Origin of the sequence: Arthrobacter sp. AFG20, assembly GCF_002892795.1 — a bacterium.
GTDB lineage: Bacteria > Actinomycetota > Actinomycetes > Actinomycetales > Micrococcaceae > Arthrobacter.
In genome coordinates, this window is sequence record NZ_PJMC01000027.1 from 1 (window position 1) to 22,991 (window position 22,991).

Annotated in this window: 18 protein-coding genes and 1 pseudogene; 9 read left to right on the top strand and 10 right to left on the bottom strand. The window is 67.7% G+C overall.

The genetic code is table 11. The annotated features are described in order from the left end of the window. Window positions 1–953 (top strand): annotated as a pseudogene (locus CXZ05_RS21230) (pyruvate dehydrogenase (acetyl-transferring), homodimeric type); the annotation flags it as partial. 202 nt (window positions 954–1,155) lie between these two features. Here the strand turns inward: CXZ05_RS21230 and CXZ05_RS21235 are convergent. Beyond that, window positions 1,156–1,341, bottom strand: a complete 186-nt coding sequence (locus CXZ05_RS21235; RefSeq protein WP_102974445.1) for a YegP family protein — start codon at window positions 1,339–1,341, stop codon at window positions 1,156–1,158. 141 nt (window positions 1,342–1,482) lie between these two features. On the opposite strand from CXZ05_RS21235, the gene nboR reads away from it, so the two are divergent. Beyond that, entirely contained in the window at window positions 1,483–2,088 is a 606-nt protein-coding gene (gene nboR, locus CXZ05_RS21240) for a nicotine blue oxidoreductase (protein ID WP_102974446.1), read from the top strand. 69 nt (window positions 2,089–2,157) lie between these two features. Here the strand turns inward: nboR and CXZ05_RS21245 are convergent, their stop codons facing one another. The 7 genes from CXZ05_RS21245 to CXZ05_RS21275 all read right to left on the bottom strand — a co-directional run bounded on the left by CXZ05_RS21245 (window position 2,158) and on the right by CXZ05_RS21275 (window position 11,112). Continuing rightward, entirely contained in the window at window positions 2,158–2,808 is a 651-nt protein-coding gene (locus CXZ05_RS21245) for a uracil-DNA glycosylase (protein ID WP_102974447.1), read from the bottom strand. Between the two features lie 3 nt (window positions 2,809–2,811). Continuing rightward, on the bottom strand, window positions 2,812–3,792 hold the full coding sequence (locus CXZ05_RS21250; protein WP_102974448.1) for an aldo/keto reductase: 981 nt from the start codon (window positions 3,790–3,792) through the stop codon (window positions 2,812–2,814). A gap of 56 nt (window positions 3,793–3,848) precedes the next feature. Next, on the bottom strand, window positions 3,849–6,725 hold the full coding sequence (locus CXZ05_RS21255; protein WP_102974449.1) for a molybdopterin-dependent oxidoreductase: 2,877 nt from the start codon (window positions 6,723–6,725) through the stop codon (window positions 3,849–3,851). A 2-nt stretch (window positions 6,726–6,727) separates the two neighbouring features. Then, the gene (locus CXZ05_RS21260) at window positions 6,728–7,639 is read right to left on the bottom strand and encodes a xanthine dehydrogenase family protein subunit M (protein ID WP_102974450.1); all 912 of its coding nucleotides are present in this window, start codon (window positions 7,637–7,639) and stop codon (window positions 6,728–6,730) included. Next, on the bottom strand, window positions 7,630–8,880 hold the full coding sequence (locus CXZ05_RS21265; RefSeq protein ID WP_102974451.1) for an XdhC family protein: 1,251 nt from the start codon (window positions 8,878–8,880) through the stop codon (window positions 7,630–7,632). The genes CXZ05_RS21260 and CXZ05_RS21265 overlap by 10 nt, the downstream gene beginning before the upstream one ends. Before the next feature lie 165 nt (window positions 8,881–9,045). Next, on the bottom strand, window positions 9,046–10,602 hold the full coding sequence (locus CXZ05_RS21270; protein WP_180987489.1) for an NCS2 family permease: 1,557 nt from the start codon (window positions 10,600–10,602) through the stop codon (window positions 9,046–9,048). 15 nt (window positions 10,603–10,617) lie between these two features. Next, window positions 10,618–11,112 carry a nucleoside deaminase gene (locus tag CXZ05_RS21275; protein WP_003806330.1) on the bottom strand — a complete coding sequence of 165 codons (495 nt, stop codon included), beginning with the start codon at window positions 11,110–11,112 and terminating at the stop codon, window positions 10,618–10,620. Window positions 11,113–11,529: 417 nt separating this feature from the next. Between CXZ05_RS21275 and CXZ05_RS21280 the strand changes: the two genes are divergently transcribed. Together CXZ05_RS21280 and ligD are read left to right on the top strand one after the other, a co-directional pair. After that, on the top strand, window positions 11,530–12,918 hold the full coding sequence (locus tag CXZ05_RS21280) for an 8-oxoguanine deaminase (RefSeq protein WP_102974453.1): 1,389 nt from the start codon (window positions 11,530–11,532) through the stop codon (window positions 12,916–12,918). Window positions 12,919–12,963: 45 nt separating this feature from the next. Continuing rightward, window positions 12,964–14,220 (top strand): non-homologous end-joining DNA ligase, encoded by a 1,257-nt coding sequence (ligD, locus tag CXZ05_RS21285; RefSeq protein ID WP_102974454.1) that lies wholly within the window; start codon window positions 12,964–12,966, stop codon window positions 14,218–14,220. 109 nt (window positions 14,221–14,329) lie between these two features. Here ligD and CXZ05_RS23230 read toward each other — a convergent pair whose 3' ends face one another. Beyond that, complete coding sequence (locus tag CXZ05_RS23230) at window positions 14,330–14,503, bottom strand: hypothetical protein (RefSeq protein WP_172411654.1); 174 nt, start codon at window positions 14,501–14,503, stop codon at window positions 14,330–14,332. 372 nt (window positions 14,504–14,875) lie between these two features. Between CXZ05_RS23230 and pucL the strand changes: the two genes are divergently transcribed. After that, window positions 14,876–15,784, top strand: a complete 909-nt coding sequence (pucL, locus tag CXZ05_RS21290; RefSeq protein ID WP_102974455.1) for a factor-independent urate hydroxylase — start codon at window positions 14,876–14,878, stop codon at window positions 15,782–15,784. A 260-nt stretch (window positions 15,785–16,044) separates the two neighbouring features. After that, on the top strand, window positions 16,045–17,526 hold the full coding sequence (locus CXZ05_RS21295) for a nucleobase:cation symporter-2 family protein (protein WP_102974456.1): 1,482 nt from the start codon (window positions 16,045–16,047) through the stop codon (window positions 17,524–17,526). A 118-nt stretch (window positions 17,527–17,644) separates the two neighbouring features. Here CXZ05_RS21295 and CXZ05_RS21300 read toward each other — a convergent pair whose 3' ends face one another. Then, window positions 17,645–18,400 carry an IclR family transcriptional regulator gene (locus CXZ05_RS21300; protein ID WP_102974457.1) on the bottom strand — a complete coding sequence of 252 codons (756 nt, stop codon included), beginning with the start codon at window positions 18,398–18,400 and terminating at the stop codon, window positions 17,645–17,647. Between the two features lie 212 nt (window positions 18,401–18,612). On the opposite strand from CXZ05_RS21300, the gene CXZ05_RS21305 reads away from it, so the two are divergent. Genes CXZ05_RS21305 through CXZ05_RS21315 form a run of 3 tightly spaced genes read left to right on the top strand, consistent with a single transcriptional unit; the run spans window position 18,613 to window position 22,988 of the window. Then, entirely contained in the window at window positions 18,613–20,088 is a 1,476-nt protein-coding gene (locus CXZ05_RS21305; RefSeq protein ID WP_258006678.1) for an NAD-dependent malic enzyme, read from the top strand. Between the two features lie 23 nt (window positions 20,089–20,111). Further along, a complete protein-coding gene (gene aceB / locus CXZ05_RS21310) occupies window positions 20,112–21,710 on the top strand; it encodes a malate synthase A (protein ID WP_102974458.1) in 1,599 nt (532 codons plus the stop codon). 3 nt (window positions 21,711–21,713) lie between these two features. Further along, window positions 21,714–22,988 (top strand): aldolase, encoded by a 1,275-nt coding sequence (locus tag CXZ05_RS21315; RefSeq protein ID WP_102974459.1) that lies wholly within the window; start codon window positions 21,714–21,716, stop codon window positions 22,986–22,988. Window positions 22,989–22,991: the final 3 nt, after the last annotated feature.

Here is a 22,991-nt window from a genome sequence, read left to right on the forward strand (position 1 = left end):
ACGGCGTGCCCCTGGTCCCGGTCTACGTGTTCTACTCCATGTTCGGCTTCCAGCGCACCGGCGACGCCTTCTGGGCCGCCGCCGACCAGATGACCCGCGGGTTCATCATCGGCGCCACCGCAGGACGGACCACCCTCACCGGCGAAGGCCTCCAGCACGCCGACGGACACTCCCCCCTGCTGGCCTCCACCAACCCCGCCGTGGTCACCTACGACCCCGCCTACGGCTACGAAATGGGCCACATCGTCCGCGACGGCCTCGAACGCATGTACGGGGTCGCCGCAAGCGGCGAAGACGGAACCGGAACTGCACCCGATAAGAACGTTATGTACTACATCACGGTCTACAACGAGCCGATCGTCCAGCCCGCGGAGCCGGAGAACCTCGACGTCGAAGGCGTCATCAAGGGCATCTACAAGCTCGCGGCCTCCACCACCGAAGGCCCCAAGAGCCAGATCCTCGCCTCCGGCGTCTCCGTCCCCTGGGCCCTCGAAGCCCAGCGGATCCTCGCCGAAGACTGGGGCGTCTCCGCCGACGTCTGGTCCGTCACCTCCTGGAACGAACTGCGCCGCGACGGCCTCGCCGCCGAAGAGGAAGCCTTCCTCAACCCCGGCAAGGAAGCGCGCCAGCCCTTCGTCACCAAGCAGCTCGCCGGTGCCCAGGGACCCGTCGTCGCTGTCTCGGACTACATGAAGGCCGTCCCGGACCAGATTCGGCAGTTCGTCCCGAACGAGTTCGCCACCCTCGGCGCCGACGGCTTCGGCTTCTCCGACACCCGCGCCGCCGCCCGCCGCTTCTTCAAAAACGACATCCACTCCGTCGTCGTCAAAACCCTCCAGCTGCTGGCGGCGAGGGGCGAGGTGCAGGAGGGCGCGCCGTCGTACGCCATGGACCGCTACAAACTCCTGGACGTCACGGCGGGAACCACAGGAGGAGCCGGCGGCGACTCCTGACCATCCGCCCGCCGGTTGAACCCCTCGAAACCCGAGTTTTTGTCCAGATAATGGCCGCAAAAGGCCGCTGAAGTCGCGATATCTGGACAAAAACTCTACGGGTGGTTGCGGCAAGCTCAACCACCCGGCTGGCAACACATTAAAAAACGACGGCGGCCCTCACCGGATGGTGGGGGCCGCCGTCCTGCTTCTTTGGGTCAGGTCAGGGACGCCTGCGGTCGACGACGAAGCCTGTTGCTGCGCTCTCCCGGACCGCCGTGATTCCGGCAGTGACAGCCTTGATATTGGAAAAGCTGGGCGATACCGCCACCACGGTTCCGTCATCAGCCGTCAGCCTGAACCGGTACTGCCCTGCGCCTGCCGTCTCAATTACGAATGTGCCTGCCATAGATGCTCCTTCCGCCAACTGCACCGTTGCAGCTGCCATTACGACCCCCAATTGCCAACACGACATATCCGACGTTAGCCGCCATTCACTGGGCAAACCACCCCTACTACCGGGTAGCCTGTGCGCCCTAGGGTAGTAAGCATGGTTTCTTTCCTTCCGTCCACCACCGGTGTGCTGCTGTCAGCGGGCGCCGGCACCCGCTTGGGCCGGGGCCCGAAAGCCCTGCTTCCGTTCCGGGGCCGCACCCTCGTGGAGGTCCTGGCCGACGTGCTGCTCGACGGCGGCTGCCGGGAAGTTGTGGTGGTGCTCGGCGCGGGTGCCGGGGACGTCCGCGGGCGGACCGACCTGGCCCGGCACACCGTGGTGGAGAACCCGGCGTGGGCCGGCGGAATGGGAAGTTCCTTCCAGGCGGGGCTGGACGGCGCGCGCCAGGAAGACCATGTGCTGGTGGCCCTCGTTGACCAGCCGGGGCTGACGGCCGAAACCGTCGCCCGGCTGCTGCGGGCGCATAGGCCGGGCCGGGTGACGGCCGCAGCGTACGCCGATGCTTCCGGCCAGTTCCGGCGGGGCCACCCGCTGCTGCTCGACGCATCGCTGCGCGCGGAAGCCGCGGCGTCTGCGGGCGGAGACGCCGGTGCCCGTTTTTTCCTGCAGGCCCACCCGGAGCTGATCGACCTGGTGGACTGCTCCGACCAGTCCGGCGGCGAAGACCTCGACACCCCGGACCAGCTGCACCTGCTCGGCTAGTTCAGCTAGCTGGGCTAGTTCAGCTAGCTGGGCTAGTTCAGCGGCGGGCGAGGGCGGTGCGGCCGGCAGTCACTGAACCATTCCCGCCGCGAGAAGGTCCTCGAGTCCCTGCTTGAAGCGGGCCCTCCCGCCATGGGCCGGGTGCCTGATTTTCGGCACGTCCAGGCCGCTGCGGCGGAGGCTGGTGTGGGCAATGTTTCCCACGGCCAGCACGGTTTCGATGGGAAAGATCCGCGTCAGGGCCTGCCAGAACGGGGTTCCCAGCGCCGCTTCCGCGGGTGTTGGCGTGCGGTTGGACAGCGGCTGTCCCGGCACATGCGTATGCCAGGGGCAGGCACTCCACAGCAGAGGAAGGAAGTCGAGCTCGGCCAGCACCTCCCACATCACGGTGGCCGTCGGCTCGGCAGCGACGCCGGCAGCCTCCGGCGGCAGCACGTACCCCTTTCCGGAACCGAACAGCCCAAAGGAATTAGGAGGGCCCTGGAACATGGTGCGGTTGGTGAACGGAACACCGGTAATCCTCATGCCTCGGAAGCCTGGTGCCTCCCCCAGCAGGAGCACCTTCGGTGCCCGGTCCAGCATGTCCCCCAGATAGGCCGCCAGATTTTGCCGGCGCAGGGCGTTCCCTGGAACCGAGTGGTCGAAGAAGTTGGTACATCCCGGCGGCGTTTCGACGGCCGCGAGCCGGTCAACAAAGGCCTCAATCGGCGGTGAGGTCATGACTCACCAGCGGGGGTGGACGGCCTCGCGGAAGTAGTGGTCGTAGATCCAGCGCACGCCTTCGTCGAACTCCGGGCTGAGCACGGTGGCGGCCGCGGCGGCGTTGGCCCGGGCCTGCTCCACGGAACGGGCGCCGGGAATGACGGACGTGACGCCGTCCTGCGCGGCGACCCACGCGATCGCGGCCTGCGCGGTCCCCGAGCCCTCCGGCACCAGCTGTTCGAACTCAGCCACCGCCTTGAGCCCCAGCTCGAAGTCCACTCCGGAGAAGGTTTCGCCGACGTCGAAGGCGTCCCCGGCGCGGTTGTAGTTGCGGTGGTCGTCCGCGGCGAAGACGGTCTCCTTGGTGTACTTCCCGGACAGCAGGCCGGAGGCGAGCGGAACCCGGGCGATGATGCCCACGCCTGCGGCCTTCGCGGCGGGGAGCACCTCCTCCAGCGGCTTAAGCCGGAACGCGTTCAGGATGATCTGCACGGACGCGGTTCCTTCGTGCCGAAGGGCTTCGAGGGCTTCGTCGGTCCGTTCCACGCTGACGCCGTAGTTCCGAATGGCCCCTTCGGCGACGAGGGTGTCCAGGGCGTCGTAAACCTCCGCCCGGCTGTACACCGCGGTGGGTGGGCAGTGCAGCTGGACCAGGTCCAGGGCCTCAGTCCGCAGGTTGCGCCGCGAACGGTCCACCCACTCGCGGAAGTTGGCGAGGTTGTAGTTCTCCGGGCGCTGCTCCAGCCGGCGGCCCATCTTCGTGGCCACCGTGATGCCTGTGCCCGGGTTGTCGGCGAGGAACGCTCCGATGGCCTGTTCGCTGCGGCCGTCCCCGTAGACGTCCGCCGTGTCGAAGAAGGTCACGCCGGCCTCAGCAGACGCCGCGAGGATGGCCTGCGCCTGTGCGGGGTCAACGTTGCCCCAGTCCGCGCCGAGCTGCCAGGTTCCCAGTCCCACGACTGAAACGTTCCGTCCGGTCTTGCCTAAGATGCGCTGTTCCATCCCCCGACTATATGTTGCCGAGCCCACGCAGGCTCACTTCGCGCGCCCGTCGCGGTTCATGGAGCGCAAAGTGACTGTGCGTTGCCTGGACCAGCGAAAACGCTCGCGCCGGCAGGAACGCTGTCAGCAGGAACGAGTCCCGCCTCCTTCAGCCCCAGGTAGATCTTGTCCCGGGCTATCGGCAGCTCGGCGAACCGCACGCCGGTGGCATTCCGGATGGCGTTGGCCAGCGCGGGTGCCACGGGGTTGAACGGGCTTTCGCTCATGGACTTGGCCCCGAGAGGTCCCATCGCGTCGTTGGTATCGGCGAAGTACACCTCACTGCGCGGCACGTCGGCGAAGGACGGGATGTGGTACTGCCGCAGGATGTCAGTGGTGACCCGGCCGGCGTCGTCCACGCGGACCTCCTCGTACAGGGCGGCACCCAGGGCCTGGGCAATCCCGCCCTCGATCTGGCCCCGGCACTGCCGCGGATTCACCACGACGCCGGCATCGGCAGCCTGCACGCTCTGCAGGATCCGCAGCTCACCGGTCCCGGTGTTCACGGCCACGCGGAAGCCGTGGACGTTGAAGGCCACCGAACGCGGTGTGCCGCCCCAGCGGCCCTCGGCCTCGAGTTCGACGCCGGCCTGCCGGGCGGCGGCGAACAGTTCAGTGAGCGGTACCCGGATTCCCTCGCAGACGACGGCGTCGCCGTCGAGCACGCAGCCGGAGGACTGGATCTGCCGGACGCCGGCGGCGAACGCCCGGATCCGGACGGCCAGTTCCTCGGCCGCGGCCAGCGTGGCCTTGCCGGCCACCACGGTGCCGGCCGATCCGAAGGCGCCGGTGTCGTGCTCGATCAGGTCCGTGTCGGACTGCCGGACGGCGACCCGCGAAGCGACCGTGGACAGCGCCGTCGCCGCCAGCTGTGCATGCACCGTGGTGGTGCCGTTGCCGAATTCGGCGGTTCCGACGTCGGCGGCGTAAGTTCCGTCGGCCAGGAGCCGGAGCTTGGAATGGGCGAAGTGGCCCCGCGGCGGCACGGTGTCGATCATGGACAGAGCCGTGCCCTCCCCCGTGACCCAGTCCGGTCCCAGGTCATCCAGCCCGGCGGACCGGTAGCGTTCGCGGCCGCGTTCCAGCGCGTCCTGCACCAGGCGCGTGCACTGGTCCAGCCCATAGCTGCCGTAGTGGACGTCCTCCTCCGGTTCCGCATGGGTGGAGAGCATGTCGTCGCCCTCGCGGACCATATTGCGGCGGCGGAACTCCAGCGGGTCCATGCCAATGCCGGCGGCCAGTTCGTCGACGGCCGATTCGATGGCGAAGATCATCTGGCTGAGCCCATAGCCCCGGAACGCCCCGGACGGCACGGTGTTGGTATAGACGGCCAGCGCATCGACCTTCTTGTTCGCGCATTTGTAGACGGCCAGGGATTCGCCGCAGCCGTGGAACATGACCCCGGGGGCGTGGTTGCCATAGGCGCCCGTGTTGGTGAGGACGTCCAGTTGCAGCCCCGTGAGCCTGCCGTCACTGCTGGCGCCCGCCTTGAGCTTGATGGTGAACGGGTGCCGTGTGGTGCTGGCGGTGAACTGCTCGGTCCGGGTGAACTCCAGCTGCACGGGACGCCGCAGTTTCAGGGCGGCGAGCGCGGCGATGTCCTCGGTCAGCACTTCCTGCTTTCCGCCGAAGCCGCCACCCACCCGGCCCGCCACCACGTGGACCTTGTCCTCCGGCAGCCCGAACAGGCGGCAGAGCGTGCGGCGCACCAGGAACGGGACCTGGCTGGACGTGCGCACCTGCAGCCTGCCGTCGTCGTCCACCGAGGCGATGGACGCATGGGTTTCCAACGCGACGTGCTGGACGCGCTGGGTGCGGTAGGTCTGCTCGTGGATGAAGTCGGCGGCCGCGAAGCCGTCGCTGACGCTGCCGAGTTCGGAGTGCAGCTCGGCCACGATGTTCCGCTCCGGCTGGGCGATCCGTGCCGAGCCGGCATCCTTGTCCCCGTGCAGGGCAGGCGCGCCGGGCGCGATGGCGTCCTGCGGGGTGAACACCGCTTCGAGCTCCTGGTATTCCACGCGGACGGCTCGGACGCCCGCCTCCGCCGCCCCCACCGATTCGGCGACGACGGCGGCCACCCGCTGCCCGCGGAACCTCACCACGGTGTCCAGCAGACGGGTGTCGTCGGGGTCGTCGGTGTAGAGCTCGTGCTGGGCGCTGGAATACAGCTGGTCCGGGGCGTCCTCGGCGGTGAAGACGGCTACCACTCCGGGCACCTCCATGGCCGCCGCGGTGTCGATGGACACGACGCGCGCGTGCGCATGCGGTGAGCGCACGAGTTTCATATGCAGCAGGCCGGGCAGCGCCTCGGCCGGGACGTCCAGCGTGTAGCGCGCCTGCCCCGTGACCACTGCGCGGCTGGCCGGGGCCGGAACGTCGTCGCCCAGCCGGCCGGGCACCGGGGCGGGCTGCCCCTCGCCGGCAATTCCCGACCCGGGGCCTTCCGGGGCCGGGTGGCCTTCGTGGCCGCAGACGGCGTCCGCGATGGCCCGGTAACCGGTGCAGCGGCACAGGTTGCCCTTCAGGTTGCGCGGCAGGTTTTCCTTCTGCGCGTCGTCGAACGTGGCGGCCGTCATCACCATGCCCGCCGTGCAGAAGCCGCACTGGAAGCCCTGGCGCTCCAGGAACTGCTGCTGCACCGGGTGCAGGTCAGCTCCCTTGGTCGTGGCTGCGAGGCCTTCGATGGTGGTGACGGCATGGCCTTCGGCGCGCACGGCCGGATAGATGCAGCTGTGCACCGGGGTGCCGTCCACGTGCACGGTGCAGGCACCGCAGTCGCCGCCGTCGCAGCCCTTCTTCACGCCGAAGTTGCCCTGCTCCCGGAGAAACGTGCGCAGGCACTGGCCGGGCCGCGGCTGCGCCTGTACCGGCGCGCCGTTGATTTCCATGGCCATGCTCAGGCCCCTCTCTTCGTCTTCAATGTCTGCGGCGGCCAGAAGTCGCCGGACACTGCTGCCGGCGCTCCTGCCGGCGTGCGCAGTTCCGCCCGGATTTCCTCGGCCAGGCGGTGCGTCATGTCGCGGCGCCACTCCGGCAGCCCGTGGATGTCGTCGTGGTACTGGCCCGCCGGGATGGCGGCCCCAAGTCCGTCCGCCAGCTCCGCCGCGCCCGGCAGGGATGCAAACCGGAGCTGCACGGGACGTTTGGTGGCGGCGGTGACGGTGAGCGTGAACCGGCCGCCGCCGTCGAGCCTTCCGATCAGCAGCACTCCCGACCTGCCGAGGTTGCTCAGCGAGAGCCGGCGGAACGCCACCTTGGAGGACAGGGCCGACGCCGGCAGGCTGACGCTGCGGAGCAGCTCGCCGGGTGCCAGTGCGTTTTGCCCGTCCCCGGTGATGAAGTCGGCCACCGGCAGTTCCCGGCGGGAGCCTCCCGGGCCGAGGACCGTGGCCGTGCCGTCCAGCCCGGCGCACAGGGAGATCATGGGGCCGGCCGGCAGGGATGTGCACAGGTTGCCGCCCACGGTGGACATGTTCCAGACCTTGAAGGACGCCACGAAGGAGTCGCAGCAGGGCCGGATGAGGTCCAGGCCAGGCCAGTCCCGCGTGGCCTCTTCTGCCAGCTTTTCCGGGAGCGCGTACAGTTCGGCAACGGTGCAGGTGGCGGCGAGCTCAATGCCGTCCGCCGTCACGGTGATGGGCCACCAGCCGGCGGAGCCGAGGTCCAGCAGGCGCCGCAGCGGCTCGGGACCGAAGGCCGTGCTGCCGTAGGAAAAGAGGACGGTGCCGCCCGCGAGCCAGGCGTCGCCGTCGCGCCAGTCGGCGGGGTCGGTGGTGCGGACCACCGCCTCGATGGTGTTCATGTCCATGCGATCTCCTGGGATGCGGGAATTGAATGGATGCGTCCGCTGCCGTCCCGCAACGGAGTGCAGGCGGCGGCACCGGTGCGAGCCGCGATCAGCTCGGCGGTGATGGAGACGGCCACTTCCGCCGGTGTGACGGCGCCGAGATCCAGACCGATCGGCGAATGCAGGCGGGCCAGCCGCTCCGGAGCCACGCCTGCCTCGAGCAGCCCGTCGATGCGCTGCCGGTGGCTGCGGCGCGAGCCCAGGGCGCCGACGAAGGCAACATCAAGCTCCAAGGCTTCCCGCAGCAAGGGAATGTCGAACTTGGGGTCGTGTGTCAGGACGCAGATCACCGTGCGGGAGTCGATGCGCCCCGCCGCGGCTTCCGCGGCGAGGTACCGGTGCGGCCAGTCGGTGGCCACCTCGTCCGCGGCTGCGAAGCGCTCCTGTGCCGAGAACGCCGGCCGGGCATCGCACAGCGTGACGCGGTAGCCGAGCAGCTTCGCGGCCGGCACCAGCGCCGCGCCGAAGTCGTTGGCGCCAAACACCAGCAACCGGGCCTGCGGCAGGCGGCTCTCCACCAGCAACGTCACGGGCTCGGGCGAGGTCCTCCCACCCTCCGCACCGTGGGCGGTCCCGGAGGAAACGCCGCCACAGCCCTGCGGCGCCGCCAGCCGGACCAGCCCCGTCCTGCCGCCGCGCAGCAGCGGTTCGAGCTGGGCGGCGGCCGCCAGGAGCACTTCCTTCCGGGACTCAGTGTCCAGATTCAGAGCGTCCAGTCCCAGCAGTGCCGCGAGCTCGGCCGATCCCGCAATCCCAAAAGTGCACGGATCAGGAACCACAGACATGCTCCTGCCGGAAACACCGTCGATTCGCCGGATCAGTGCCAGCGGCCGTTCGGGGTCGCCGCTCGCGAACTTTTGGAGGGCTCCGAGCCCTGCGGCGCTGCCGTCCAGGGGCTGGATATGGACCTCCAGCTCACCGCCGCAGGTGAGCCCGACGGCGAACGCGTCCTCGCGGCTGAAGCCAAAAGCCTCAAGGCGGGTGCCGCCGTCGGCCATCACTTCCAGCGCAGAGGCAACCACGGCACCCTCAACACAGCCGCCGGAGAGGCTGCCGAGGATTTCGCCTGACTCGGACACCAGCATGGAGGTCCCGGGCGGCCGCGGCACGGAGCCGCTGGCGGTGATGATGGTGGCGACGGCGCACCGTTCCCCGGACGCCGCCGGGCGCCAGCCGGCCAGAGAAGGCATCAGATCCAGCATGGCAGCACTCCCTCTTCCCGTGCGATGGTGCCCATTCTCGTTCCTATCGTTCGTAGTTGAAAGCGTTCGACGCCGGTCCGGCCCAGCGACGCGCAAACGGTCCGGGGATGCGCGGATTTCCGTATCCTTCGGCCATTTGCGCGTCGCGGGGCGTTTTCCGCGTCCCTATGCCCCGAGCAGTGCGCTGACCGGACCCCGCGCGAAGTAGACCACGAAGCCGACGGTGACCACCCACATCAGGGGATGGATCTTCTTCGCCTTGCCGGAGGCCGCGCCGATCACAGCCCAGCTCACGAAGCCCACGCCGATCCCGTTGGCGATCGAGTAGCTCAGCGGCATGGTGACGATCGTCAGGAAGGCCGGCAGTGCCACCGCGAACTTGGTGAACTTGATCTCGCGGATCTGCGCCATCATCATCGCGCCCACCACCACCAGGGCAGCGGCCGCCACCTCGAGCGGCACCACGCTGGTGAGCGGGGTGAGGAACATGGAGCCCAGGAACAGTGCGCCGGTGACCACCGAGGCCAGCCCGGTGCGCGCGCCCTCGCCGATCCCCGCGGCGGAGTCGATGTACACGGTGTTCGAGGACCCGGACGTGGCGCCGCCCACGACTGCGCCCACGCCTTCGACGATGAAGGCGGACTTGAGCCGGGGGAACGTGCCGTCCTTGTGCGCCACGCCTGCGCTCTTCGCGAGCCCGGTCATGGTGCCCATGGCGTCGAAGAAGTTGGTGAACACGAGCGTGAATACCAGCATCGTGGCGGCGAGGCCGCCGATCCGGCCGAAGGCGCCGAACAGGTCGAACTGACCCACCAGGCCGAGGTCCGGCGCGGAGACAAGGTGGCCCGACAGCACTGGCGTGTTCAGGTGCCAGCCGCCGGGGTTGGCTTCGCTGGCGGGGCCGATGTGCAGGATCGCTTCAACGACGGCCGCGAGGACTGTGGTGGCCACGATGCCGATGAGCAGGCCGCCCTGGACCTTCCGTGCGACGAGAATGCCCATGACCAGCAGGCCCACGATGAACACCATGGTGGGGATGGAGGTGATGGAGCCGTTGTCGCCGAGCTGGACGGGCGGCCCGCCGGTGGTGGCCTTGACGAAGCCCGAGTCCACGAAGCCGATGAAGGCGATGAACAGGCCGATGCCCACCGTGATGGCGGCCTTCAGTTCCTTGGGCACGGCCCGGAAGATCGCGGTCCGCGCGCCGGTGACACCAAACAGGACGATCAGGATGCCGTTGATGACCACCAGGCCCATGGCCTCGGCCCAGGTGACTTCCTGGATCACCGCCACCGCGAGGAAGGAGTTGATGCCCAGTCCCGCGGCCAGGCCGAACGGCAGGTTGGCGATCAGGCCGAACGCGATGGTCATGACGCCGGCTGTCAGCCCGGTGACCGCGCCCACCTGCGCGGCGGAAAGCCAGCCGCCGGCGACGTCTGTCGGGGCGTTATCCGCACTGAAGCCGCCGAGGATCAGCGGGTTCAGGATGACGATGTAGGCCATCGTGAAGAAGGTGACCAGTCCGCCCCGCACCTCGCGGGCCACGGTGGAACCGCGCCGAGTGATGTGGAAGAAGCGGTCAAGGAACGAGTTCGACGCCGGGGGCTTGAAGCCGTTGCCCCGCTGCGTTTTGCCGGTTGCCGGGTTCTTTTCGGGTGCCGCTGTCTGCCCTGTGCCCGGAAGCGCAGCCTGCTGTTCAGCGGTATTGTCCAGGATTGTCATGTCAGCCACCGGGCCCTAGTAGTCAATCCTGGAGTCGAGCGTGTTCCAGGTGTTGAACGGTTCCAGGATGGCCGGGGCTTCAGGGTGGCCCAGCTCGAGCTTGGAGACCGGCATAAGGGCGTGCCGGTCCTCGTTGTCGAAGTACTCGTAGAAGACGGCGTCGTCGAAGCCCACGGAGGCGGCGTCGTGCCGGTCCGCGGCGAAGACCACGCGGTCGATGCGGGCCCAGAGCGCCGACGCGAGGCACATGGGGCATGGCTCGCAGCTGCTGTAGAGGGTGGCCCCGCGGAGGTCGAAGGTGCCCAGCCCGCTGCAGGCGCGGCGGATGGCCGTGACCTCGGCGTGGGCGGTGGGATCGTTGTCGGCGGTGACCCGGTTGACGCCGTCGAACGCCTGACCGTCGGCGGTGACGATCACGGCGCCGAACGGGCCGCCGCTGTTCAGGACGTTGGCGGTTGCCAACCGGATGGACCTGGCCAGGAATGCCTCGGCCGTGACGGTGGTACTCATGATGCGACTCCCTTTGCTGTGGAAGCCGGTACCCCGCGGGCGGAACGGAAAAGGACCAAGTGCGACGGTTACCAGGCTTCAGCATGTGCTTTTGAAGGTTAAGTTGCGCCTGGTAGATAGCTTCCCGATGTCCGGGTGCCCGCCTTTGGCAACTCGAGATTAGCACCGGAATGTGGTCCGCGCCATAGTTTTCTGGAAACTTAATTTCGCAATGTGAAATGCATGTTTCCGGCGGCTCACGTCTGACTGCTTCCCGCGGGGTCGCCTCCCGCGCTGTCACAAACCGCGCCCATAGACCGCCCTCCCGCGCCCGCCCTACGCTGGTGCCGACTCGCCGCCGTCGGGCAGCGTGTCCCCTGGATCAGCAGACAGGACCACTGAGCTGGAAAGTATCAGCACGCTCAGACAAGGACCCTCATGACCCAGCCCTTCAACCTTCCATCAACGCACCCCGCCGCCGAATCCCGGCTCTGGATCCGGAACCCGCTGGCGGCCTTCACCGCCAACAGCCTCGACGCATCGGGCGGCCTGGTGGTCAGCGGCGGCAGAATTGTGGAGGTGCTTGCCGCCGGCCAGACGCCCTCCGCCCCCTGCCAGCAGACCTTCGACGCCGGCAGCCACGTAGTGCTCCCCGGCCTGATCAACACCCATCACCACTTCTACCAAACGCTCACCCGCGCCTGGGGCCCCGTAGCCAACGCTCCCCTGTTCCCCTGGCTGCAGAACCTCTATCCGGTCTGGGCCAGGCTCGCCCCGCGGGACCTTGAACTCGCAGCCACCGTGGCCCTCGCCGAACTGCTGCTCTCCGGCTGCACCACCGCCGCCGACCACCACTACCTCTTCCCCGCAGGGATGGAGGACGCGGTCGACGTCGAAATCGGTGCCGTCCGGCGTCTGGGCATGCGGGCCACGCTGACCCGGGGCTCCATGACTTTGGGAGAGGACGACGGCGGGCTGCCGCCGCAGTCGACGGTACAGGCGCCGGAGACAGTGCTGGCGGACAGCGAACGGCTGATCCGGGAGTACCACGAGCGCGGCGACGGTGCCGTAATCCAGATTGCGCTGGCGCCCTGCTCCCCGTTTTCCGTCACCAAGGAGATCATGGCGGAGAGCGCCGCGCTGGCGGAGCGGCATGACGTCCGGCTCCACACCCATCTCGCGGAGACCCTCGACGAGGAGCAGTTCTGCCTCGAGACGTTCGGGCTGCGCACCGTGGACTACCTGGACAGTGTGGGCTGGCTGACCGACAGGACATGGCTGGGCCACGGCATCCATTTCAGCGACGCCGAAATTGTCCGGCTGGGAGCGGCGGGAACCGCCGTCGCCCACTGTCCGACGTCGAACATGCGCCTCGCGTCCGGCACCGCCCGGGTGCTCGAGCTGGAGGAAGCGGGGGTGCCCGTGGGGCTGGGAGTGGACGGATCGGCGTCGAACGATGCCTCCAACATGATCCTCGAGGCGCGGCAGGCGCTGTACCTGCAGCGGCTCCACTACGGCGCACACGTGCCGGTGGAGCGCGCGCTCGGCTGGGCCACCCGCGGGTCGGCGGCGGTGCTGGGGCGGCCGGACCTTGGCCAGCTGGCGCCCGGCATGCAAGCGGACCTGGCCCTGTTCCGGCTCGACGACCTGCGGTTCTCCGGCAGCCACGATCCGGTTGCCGCCCTGCTGCTGTGCGCCGCCGACCGCGCCGACCGCGTGATGGTGGGCGGCGAGTGGCGCGTGATCGATGGGCAAATTCCGGGACTGGACGTGGCCGGCCTGATCGCGGAGCATTCGGCGGCGGCGCGGCGGCTGGTGAACGGCTGACGCCCCGCCGTTCCGATGAGGTTTGCCAACTGCTAGCGTGGCGGCATGACTCCGTCGAAGACGCCGGCCGAGATCCTGGACATTGCCGGCTTCGAGGTCCGCATCTCGAGCCCGGACAAGGTGGTGTTTCCTGAGCCCGGGCTGACCAAGCTCGACCTGGTGCGCTACTACCTGGCCGTCGCGGACGGTGCGCTGCGCGGCGCAGGCGGCCGGCCGATGGTGCTCAAGCGCTTCCCGAAGGGCATCGACGCGGAGGCGTTCTTCCAGAAGCGCGTGCCCGACAACCATCCCGATTTCATCGACACGACGACGCTGCACTACGCGTCGGGGACGTCGGCGGAGGAAGCGGTCATCCGCGATGCCGCGGGCCTGGCGTGGGTGGTGAATCTTGGCTGCCTCGACCTCAACCCGCATCCGGTCCGCGCCGAGGACCTCGAGCACCCGGACGAGCTGCGGGTGGACCTGGATCCGATGCCTGGGGTCGACTGGTCCCAGATCGTTGACGTCGCGTATGTGGCGCGGGAGGTACTCGACGACGTCGGGCTCGTGGGCTGGCCGAAGACGAGCGGATCGCGGGGCCTCCACATTCTGGTGCGCATCGCGCCGGAGTGGTCTTACCGCGACGTTCGGCTCGCTGCGGAGACCCTTGCCCGGGAGGTCGAAAACCGCGCTCCCGGCCTGGCCACCGCGCGGTGGTGGAAGGAGGAGCGCGGCGAGAGTGTGTTCGTCGACTTCAACCAGAACGCGAAGGACCGCACCGTGGCATCGGCGTACTCGATCAGGCCACTGCCCGACGCCCGGGTCTCGACGCCGCTCACCTGGGACGAGGTCCGCTCCGCCAGGCCGGAACAGTTCACGGTACTCACAGTGCCGGAGCGCTTCGCCGAGCTGGGTGACGCACACACCGGCATCGACGACGCCGTCGGAACGCTTGACGGGCTTCTCGCCCTGGCTGCCGAGCTCGGACCCGCCGAGAAGGCACCGCGCGGGGGTAACGGCTCCGGCCGCCGGCAGTCGGTGATGCCGCTCATTGAGGTGGCCCGCACCAAAACCAAGCCGGAAGCACTCGCCGCACTCGACCAATGGAAGTCCCTGCACGCGGACGTGGTCCCCGCCCTGCACCCGGCCGACGTGCTGGTTGATGGAATGCGCGGGTCGAGCTCGCTCTGGTACAGGGTGCGGGTGAACCTGCAGCATGTCCCGGAGGCGGAGCGCCCGCCGCAGGAGGAGCTCATCGCCGACTATGACCCGTGGGCCGGCAAGGAGTGGCCGGGACGCCCGGATTCTCCGCAGACGGCCTGAGGACGCAGAAAAGGACCGGCGACACAGAAATGGTCCGGCGACACCCGAATGCGGGTGTCGCCGGACCATTTGCGCGTCGCGCGGCGAATACTGCGTCTTTGGCTGCGTCTTATGGCCGCCTGCCGAAGACCGGAAGCGCCCGGAGCCACCGCGACAGGCTGCCGGAGCGCCGGTCGCAGTCGGCCGGGATGTAGAAGTCGGGATCCGTGGCGCCGAACGGCAGGTACAGCTCCTGGCCGGGTGCCGGGAATTCCGCGACGTTGTTCTGATCCTGCGAGTCCATCTGTTCCTCCTCGTTTCTTGCCTTGCCCGCTCCATATTTTCGCAGAGCGGAAATTAGTTTTTGATATGTGAAATCTTACGGAGGGACTGCATGGTGCGTCAATACCCCGGCCGTGCCGCTCCGCCCCAACCTGGTCACATTCGGTTTTTTGAATTTGTGATGTACACCACCGGCATGCTGCGCTACGCTTGAAGTCAATTCGTGGCGCACGTCACGTAACCTGGGAGCAGCAGGCAGGGTCGTAATGAGCTGGCATCAACTGATGTCGGCTCATTTTTTGTTTGGGTCGACGCCACACGAAATGCGTGGGAAACAAGCACTTAATTTCTATGTGGGACTTTCGTTCCACATACCGGAAGTTGGGAACAGACCATGAGCAACAAGATCGTCCTCGGCCACAACCAGTACGGCAAAGCCGAAGTCCGCGTCGTCAAGATCACCCGCGACACCGACCGCCATGAGATCGAGGATCTGAACGTCACCTCGCAGCTCCGCGGTGACTTCGAAGCCGCCCACCTCGAGGGCGACAACGCCCACGTGGTGGCCACCGACACCCAGAAGAACACCATCTATGCCTTCGCCCGCGATGGGGTCGGCTCCCCCGAGGCATTCCTGCTGCGTCTCGGCGAGCACTTCACCTCCAGCTTCGACTGGGTCACCGGCGGCCGCTGGGAAGCCGAGTCCTACGCGTGGGAACGCATCCAGGCACATGGCAGCGCGCACGACCACTCCTTCGTCCGCAAGGGCCAGGAAGTCCGCACCGCCGTCCTGGTCCGGGACGGGGCTGCCACCCACCTGATCTCCGGACTCAAGGACCTGACCGTCCTGAAGTCCACGCAGTCCGGCTTCGTCGGGTACCCCAAGGACAAGTACACCACCCTGCCGGAGACCACCGACCGCATCCTGGCCACCGACGTCTCGGCCCGCTGGCGCTTCAAGGCCGGCACGGATTTCAGCTCGCTGGACTTCAACAAGAGCTACGAGGACGTCAAGAGCCTCCTGCTTGAAGGCTTCACCGAGAACTACTCCCACGCCCTGCAGCAGACCCTCTTCGACATGGGCACCAAGGTCCTGGAAGCCCACAGCGAGATCGAGGAAATCAAGTTCTCGATGCCCAACAAGCACCACTTCCTGGTGGATCTCTCGCCGTTCGGGCTCGACAACCCCAACGAGGTCTTCTTCGCGGCCGATCGCCCGTACGGGCTCATCGAGGCCACCGTCCTGCGCGACGACGCCGAAGCAGCCGACGCCGCCTGGTCAGGCATCGCCGGCTTCTGCTAGACCCCAGCCGGCGGGCCCGCGGAAACCAAGGTCCGCGGGCCCGCCGGCACACCCCCACCGGTTCCGAGTTTTTGTCCAGATATCGCGACTTGAGCACCCCTCAGCCCCCCAATAAGTGGACAAAAACTCCAGGCTTCGGCCCATACACCGGGCCACGATTCCCACCAGCTGGGCCCGGGCTCCACGCCACAAGATTCAAATTGTTAGCCAGACATCGTTAGCCAGACGAAGGCGTCTGCCATGAACCAAGAAAGTCTGCCATGAACATCACCAAGAAAAGCCGCCCAGCGGCAACCCGCCCGGAAGATCAGCGCCTCTCGATCGGCAGCACTTTCGCCTACGGGTTCCAGCACGTCCTCACCATGTACGGCGGCATCATTGCCCCGCCCCTGATTATCGGCGCCGCGGCCGGCATGTCATCCCAGGACATCGGCCTGCTGATCGCAGCCTGCCTGTTCGTCGGTGGCCTGGCCACCATCCTCCAGACCGTCGGCATCCGCTTCTTCGGCTCCCAGCTCCCGCTCGTCCAGGGCGTCTCTTTCGCCGGCGTCTCCACGATGGTGGCGATTGTCCACGGCGGCGGCGGCATCCAGGCCGTCTTCGGTTCGGTGATCGCGGCTTCGCTGATCGGGCTGCTCATCACTCCCCTGTTCTCCAAGATCATCAAGTTCTTCCCGCCTGTTGTCACGGGCACGGTGATCACCACCATCGGCCTTACCCTGATGCCGGTGGCGGCCAACTGGGCCATGGGCGGCAACAAGGCGGCCCCCAATTACGGCAGCATGGCCAACATCGGCCTGGCCGCCGCCACGATGGCAATCGTCCTGCTGCTGAGCAAGGTGGGCAACGCCGCCATCTCCCGGCTCTCCATCCTCCTCGCGATGGTTCTCGGGACCCTGATCGCCTTCGCTTTCGGCATGGCGGACTTCTCCAAGGTGGGCACGGGCGAGATCGTCGCATTCCCCACCCCGTTCGCCTTCGGACCGCCGACGTTCGAGATCGCAGCGATCATCTCCATGCTGATCGTCATCCTGGTGACGCTCACGGAAACCTCCGCGGACATCATCGCCGTCGGCGAGATCGTAGGCACCAAGGTCGATTCGAAGCGGATCGGCGACGGGCTGCGGGCGGACATGCTCTCCAGCGCCATCTCCCCGCTGTTCAACTCATTCACCCAGAGCGCCTTTGCCCAGAACGTGGGGCTCGTGGCCATCACCGGCGTGAAGAGCCGGTTCGTGGTGAGCGCCGGCGGCCTCATCCTGGTCATCCTCGGCCTCCTTCCGGTCCTTGGCCGGGTGGTGGCGGCGGTGCCGACGCCCGTCCTGGGCGGTGCCGGCGTCGTACTCTTTGGAACGGTTGCCGCCAGCGGTATCCGGACGCTCTCCAAGGTGGAGTACCGCAACAACATGAACCTGATCATCGTGGCCGCGTCCATCGGCTTCGGCATGATCCCGATCGCGGCGCCGGCCTTCTACGACCAGTTCCCGTCCTGGTTCAGCACCATCTTCCACTCCGGCATCAGCTCCGCAGCGATCATGGCCATCCTGCTGAACCTGCTCTTCAACCACCTCAAGGCTGGTAACTCGGAGAACCAGTCCGTGTTCGTGGCGGGCACCGGGCGCGTCGTCAAGGAGGAGGAGCTGCAGTGCCTGGCCGACGGCGACCGCTTCGAAGGCGGGAAACTGATCGACTGCGACGGCAAGGAAGTCCCCATCCAGGCATCATCCGCATCCGAGCACTGATCATCCAATAAGCGCGAACGAACACTTAAGGCCCCGTTTCTGCAGAGAAACGGGGCCACAAGTGTCCGTTCGCGCTCCAACCGCCGGTATCCGCGGTTGAAGGAACGACGGCGGGAGGTTAGTTTTGGTTGAGTTCGTCCGAGATGGCCTGGGCTGCTTCACGGAGGAGCGGCACGGCGCGGTCGGCGAAGGCCTGGTCCACGCGGGAGACCGGCCCGGAGACCGAGATGGCGGTGGGCGTGGGCGCGTTGGGCACGGCCATGGCGAAGCAGCGCACGCCGAGCTCCTGCTCCTCCTCGTCGATCGAGTACCCACGTTCCCGGATCCGGTTCAGGTCCGCGATCAGGGCATCGAAGTCGCCGATGCTCTTGGCCGTGGGCGTAGGCATGCCGGTGCGGGTCACGATGCCGCGCACCACGTCGTCGTCCAGCTGCGCCAGGATGGCCTTGCCCACTCCGGTGTCGTGCGTGTGGGCGCGGCGGCCCACCTCGGTGAACATGCGCATCGAGTGCAGCGACGGCACCTGCGCCACGTAGATCACCATGTCCGAGTCCAGCACGGCCATGTTGGAGGTCTCCCCCAGCCGGTCGACGAGGGACTTCAGCTGCGGCCGCGCCAGGGCACCGAGCTGCTTGTTGGCGCCTTCGCCGAGCCGGATCAGCCGCGGGCCCAGGGCGTAGCGGCGGTTGGGCAGCTGCCGGATGTATCCCAGCGCCACGAGCGTCCGCAGCAGGCGGTGGATCGTCGGCAGGGGCAGGTCCGTGGAGGAGGAGAGCTCGCTGAGCGTCACGTCGCCGCCGGCGTCGGTGATCAGTTCCAAAAGTTCAAAGACGCGCTCAACGGACTGCACGCCTCCGGAGGCCTTCTCAGCCATGTAGCACTCTCCTGTTGTCTCGAATACGACAACTCTTATCCGCATCGTGAAAAAAGTTGCTTAGACAGCCAAAGATACAGCACGCTCCGGCGCCGCGTCGATGGAACCGTCGAGGGCTTGTGTTTCCACAAAGTAGATAATAATATCCATAATACGAAAACCGTCAGCAGAAGAGCCCAGCGTAGCGATGGGCCCAATCAGGAGGACATTCAATGGCGAACCCGAGCCCCGGAAACTCAATCACCCTGCGTGTGGAGGCACCGTCGAGCTTCACGGCCACCAGCGAGCTCGCGGCAGCTGTCGGTGCGGCCGGAGCGGCAATCACCGCGCTGGACGTCACCGAGTCCCACCACGAGACGCTGGTTGTTGACGTCACCTGCAACACCACCGACCAGGACCACGCGGACCGCGTAAAGGACGCGCTCAACGCACTCGACGGCGTCACCGTCCGCAACGTTTCGGACCGGACCTTCCTGATGCACCTCGGCGGCAAGCTCGAAGTGGTGCCGAAAGTGGCGCTGCGCAACCGTGACGACCTCTCCCGCGCCTACACCCCGGGCGTCGCCCGCGTCTGCCTTGCCATCGCCGAAAACCCCGACGCCGCCCGGAACCTGACGGTCAAGCGGAACACGATCGCCGTGGTCACCGACGGTTCTGCCGTCCTGGGCCTCGGCAACATCGGCCCCGCAGCCGCGCTTCCGGTCATGGAGGGCAAGGCCGCGCTGTTCAAGCAGTTCGCCAATGTTGATGCCTGGCCGGTCTGCCTGGACACCCAGGACACCGAGGAAATCATCAAAATCGTCAAGGCCCTCGCCCCGGTCTACGGCGGCGTCAACCTCGAGGACATCGCCGCACCGCGCTGCTTTGAGATCGAGAACCGGCTCCGCGAGGAACTGGACATCCCGGTGTTCCACGATGACCAGCACGGCACTGCGATCGTCACGCTGGCCGCCCTGGTCAACGCCCTCCGCGTCGTGGGCAAGAAGCTTTCCGAGGTCAAGATCGTGGTCTCCGGCGTCGGCGCTGCCGGCTCCGCGATCATCCAACTCCTCAAGGCCCAGGGCGCGCAGCACATCGTCGCCGCCGGCCGCTCCGGCGCCATCCACTCGGGTGAGAAGTACGACGACGAACACCGCACCTGGATCGCGGCCAACACCAACGCGGAAGGCTTTGACGGCACGCTGCACGAGGCCCTCAAAGGTGCCGACGTCTTCATCGGCGTGAGCGCACCCCACGTGATCGGCGAGGAGCAGGTTGCCTCGATGGCGGACAAAGCCATCGTCTTCGCCATGGCCAACCCGACGCCGGAAATCGACCCGACAGTGGCATCCAAGCATGCCGCCGTCGTCGCCACCGGCCGCAGCGACTTCCCCAACCAGATCAACAACGTCCTGGCCTTCCCGGGCTTCTTCCGCGGGCTGCTGGACGCCGGGGCATCGGACATCACGCCGGAGATGCTGGTGGCCGCCGCAGAAGCGATCGCCAACCGGGTTGCTGACGACGAGCTCAACGCCAGCTACATCATCCCCAGCGTCTTCGACCCCCACGTTGCCGCCGACGTCGCGGCAGCAGTCGCCGCCGCAGCCCACGCCGCAGCGGGTACTGGCATCGCGAAGGCAACAGCGGAAGACTCAACAGAAGAAGCAGCTTCTGCTGCGGCAGACACAGCGGCTCTCGCCAACGCCTGAATCAGCCCTGGAAAGGACCCACAATGGCTATCACAGTCACAGACCCCCGGCCGATCGAGCGTGCGGAGGAGATTCTCACCCCGAAGGCCCTCGCGTTCGTGGAGGAGCTCCACAAGCGCTTCGCCGGCCGGCGCGGCGAACTGCTCACCGCCCGCAAGGCCAAGCGTGAACAGGTGGCCCGGACCGGCAGCCTGGATTTCCTGCCGGAGACCAAGAACGTGCGCGACGGCGACTGGAAGGTTGCGCCGGCACCGGCGGCCCTGCAGGACCGCCGGGTCGAGATGACCGGGCCGGCTTCGCCGGCCAAGATGGCCATCAACGCCCTGAACTCCGGCGCCAAGGTGTGGCTCGCAGACCTTGAGGACGCGAGCACACCCACGTGGGACAACGTCATCGACGCCATCCTCAACCTCCGCGATGCCGCCACCGGGACGCTGAGCTACACCTCCCCCGAGGGCAAGGAGTACCGGCTCCGCACCGACGCCCCGCTGGCCGTCGTCGTCGCCCGCCCCCGCGGCTGGCACATGGAGGAGCGGCACCTGCTGCTCGACGGCGAACCCGCCGTCGGCGCGCTGGTTGACTTCGGCCTGCACTTCTTCCACATCGCCAAGCAGCTGGTGCTCAACGGCCACGGCCCGTACTACTACCTGCCGAAGATGGAGAGCCACCTCGAGGCCCGGCTGTGGAACGACGTCTTTGTCTTCGCCCAGGACTTCCTCGGCCTCGGCCAGGGCACCATCCGCGCCACCGTGCTGATCGAGACCATCCCGGCGGCGTTCGAGATGGACGAGATCCTCTACGAATTGCGGGACCACGCCTCGGGCCTGAACGCCGGCCGCTGGGACTACCTGTTCAGCATCATCAAGTACTTCCGCGACGCCGGTGCCAGCTTCGTGCTGCCGGACCGCGCCACCGTGGCCATGACGGCGCCGTTCATGCGGGCCTACACGGAGCTGCTGGTGAAGACCTGCCACCACCGCGGCGCCTTCGCGATGGGCGGCATGGCTGCGGTCATCCCCAACCGGCGCGAGCCCGAGGTCACCGCGCAGGCCTTCGAGAAGGTCCGCGCGGACAAGACCCGCGAGGCGAACGACGGTTTCGACGGCTCGTGGGTGGCCCACCCGGACCTGGTGCCCGTGTGCCAGGAGGTCTTCGATTCGGTGCTCGGCGACCGGCCCAACCAGCTGGACAAGCAGCGCCCGGAGGTCTCGGTCACGGCCGGCCAGCTGCTGGACATTGCCTCCGCCGAAGGCCAGGTCACGGAAGCCGGCCTGCGCCTGAACCTCTACGTCGCGGTGGCCTACACCGCGGTCTGGATCTCCGGCAACGGCGCGGTGGCCATCCACAACCTGATGGAGGACGCCGCGACGGCGGAAATCTCCCGTTCGCAGGTCTGGCAGCAGATCCGCAACGAGGTGGTCCTCGCGGACACCGGCAACAAGGTCACCCGCGAGCTGGTCACCCGGATCCTGGCCGAGGAAACCGAAAAGCTGCGCGGCGAGGTGGGCGAAGAAGCGTTCGCCCGCTACTACCAGCCCGCCAGCGCCCTGATCGGCGACATCTGCCTGTCCGAGGACTACACGGACTTCCTCACCACCCCTGCCTACGAACTGGTGGGCTGAGGCATGGCGGTACCCGAAACATCGCTGACCGCGGCGGACCTGGCCCGGATCGACGGGCAGCTGGCGGACACCGACCGGCTGCTCGAGCAGAACTACCCGGGCGACGACGGCTCCCGCCAGCCCGTCCACACCGTGTACGTTCCGGCTGACCGTTTCACGCCGTCGCTGGCCGCCGACTGGGGAACCCAGGCGCTGGCGACGGCGGCCGCCCACGGCGGGCTGGCCCGGCTCGGTTCGCTGCTGGGCCAGGACGCCGACCTTGCCGGCGCCGTCGCTTCCCGTGTGGAGATGAAGCTGGGAAGCGAGCCGATCGAGGACCTCCGGCTCGACTTCGAGGACGGGTTCGGGGACAGGGGCGACGACGCCGAGGACGCCGCCGCGGTTGCCGCGGCGTCCGCCGTGGCAACCGCTGTTTCGGCCGGCTCCGCGCCGCCGTTCATCGGGATCCGGTTCAAGTGCTTCGAGGCCCCCACCCGCGCCCGCGGGCTGCGCACCCTCGACCTGTTCGTCTCCGGCCTGGCCGCGGCGGGCGAACTGCCCGAAGGCCTGGTTCTGACGCTGCCCAAGGTCACCACCGTGGCGCAGGTGCAGGCCATGGATTACGCGGTCTCCCGGCTCGAGGAAATCCACTCCCTCCCCGCCGGCCGGCTCCGGTTCGAGGTGCAGGTGGAGACGCCGCAGCTCATCCTCGGCCCGGAGGGGACATCCCCGGTGGCACAGCTGCCGCACGCCGTTCCCGGCCGGATCAGCGGCCTGCACTACGGCACTTACGATTACTCCGCTTCCCTGCAGATCTCCGCCGAGTACCAGTCGATGGAACACCCGGTGGCTGACTTCGCCAAAGAAGTCATGCAGCTGGCCGTGGCTGGCACCGGCATCCGGCTGTCCGACGGCTCCACGAACATCATTCCCGTGGGCGACAACGTCGAAAACGCGTGGCAGCTGCATGGCCGCCTGGTGCGGCGTTCCCTGGAGCGCGGCTATTACCAGGGCTGGGACCTGCACCCGGCCCAGCTGCCCAGCCGTTTCGCGGCGACGTACGCCTTCTACCGCCAGGGCCTGCCGGCCGCGGCGGTACGGCTCCGCAACTATGTGGAACGCACCGAAGGCGGAGTCATGGACGAGCCCGCCACCGCGCGCGCGCTTGCGGCGTTCGTGCGGCGCGGCGTCCAGTGCGGCGCGGTGGGTGCCGACGAGGTGCTGGCGCTTGCCGGCGTCGGAATCCCCCAACTGACCGGCCTCGCGCACCCGCGGCTGGCCCACTCCACTTCGAAGTAAAGG

What these genes read in the sequence shown, in the direction of transcription:
- CXZ05_RS21235 (WP_102974445.1), bottom strand. Translation starts at nt 1,341, where the DNA reads ATGGCAGGCACATTCGTAATTGAGACGGCAGGCGCAGGGCAGTACCGG.
- nboR (WP_102974446.1), top strand. Translation starts at nt 1,483, where the DNA reads ATGGTTTCTTTCCTTCCGTCCACCACCGGTGTGCTGCTGTCAGCGGGC.
- CXZ05_RS21245 (WP_102974447.1), bottom strand. Translation starts at nt 2,808, where the DNA reads ATGACCTCACCGCCGATTGAGGCCTTTGTTGACCGGCTCGCGGCCGTC.
- CXZ05_RS21250 (WP_102974448.1), bottom strand. Translation starts at nt 3,792, where the DNA reads ATGGAACAGCGCATCTTAGGCAAGACCGGACGGAACGTTTCAGTCGTG.
- CXZ05_RS21255 (WP_102974449.1), bottom strand. Translation starts at nt 6,725, where the DNA reads ATGGCCATGGAAATCAACGGCGCGCCGGTACAGGCGCAGCCGCGGCCC.
- CXZ05_RS21260 (WP_102974450.1), bottom strand. Translation starts at nt 7,639, where the DNA reads ATGGACATGAACACCATCGAGGCGGTGGTCCGCACCACCGACCCCGCC.
- CXZ05_RS21265 (WP_102974451.1), bottom strand. Translation starts at nt 8,880, where the DNA reads ATGCTGGATCTGATGCCTTCTCTGGCCGGCTGGCGCCCGGCGGCGTCC.
- CXZ05_RS21270 (WP_180987489.1), bottom strand. Translation starts at nt 10,602, where the DNA reads ATGACAATCCTGGACAATACCGCTGAACAGCAGGCTGCGCTTCCGGGC.
- CXZ05_RS21275 (WP_003806330.1), bottom strand. Translation starts at nt 11,112, where the DNA reads ATGAGTACCACCGTCACGGCCGAGGCATTCCTGGCCAGGTCCATCCGG.
- CXZ05_RS21280 (WP_102974453.1), top strand. Translation starts at nt 11,530, where the DNA reads ATGACCCAGCCCTTCAACCTTCCATCAACGCACCCCGCCGCCGAATCC.
- ligD (WP_102974454.1), top strand. Translation starts at nt 12,964, where the DNA reads ATGACTCCGTCGAAGACGCCGGCCGAGATCCTGGACATTGCCGGCTTC.
- CXZ05_RS23230 (WP_172411654.1), bottom strand. Translation starts at nt 14,503, where the DNA reads ATGGACTCGCAGGATCAGAACAACGTCGCGGAATTCCCGGCACCCGGC.
- pucL (WP_102974455.1), top strand. Translation starts at nt 14,876, where the DNA reads ATGAGCAACAAGATCGTCCTCGGCCACAACCAGTACGGCAAAGCCGAA.
- CXZ05_RS21295 (WP_102974456.1), top strand. Translation starts at nt 16,045, where the DNA reads ATGAACATCACCAAGAAAAGCCGCCCAGCGGCAACCCGCCCGGAAGAT.
- CXZ05_RS21300 (WP_102974457.1), bottom strand. Translation starts at nt 18,400, where the DNA reads ATGGCTGAGAAGGCCTCCGGAGGCGTGCAGTCCGTTGAGCGCGTCTTT.
- CXZ05_RS21305 (WP_258006678.1), top strand. Translation starts at nt 18,613, where the DNA reads ATGGCGAACCCGAGCCCCGGAAACTCAATCACCCTGCGTGTGGAGGCA.
- aceB (WP_102974458.1), top strand. Translation starts at nt 20,112, where the DNA reads ATGGCTATCACAGTCACAGACCCCCGGCCGATCGAGCGTGCGGAGGAG.
- CXZ05_RS21315 (WP_102974459.1), top strand. Translation starts at nt 21,714, where the DNA reads ATGGCGGTACCCGAAACATCGCTGACCGCGGCGGACCTGGCCCGGATC.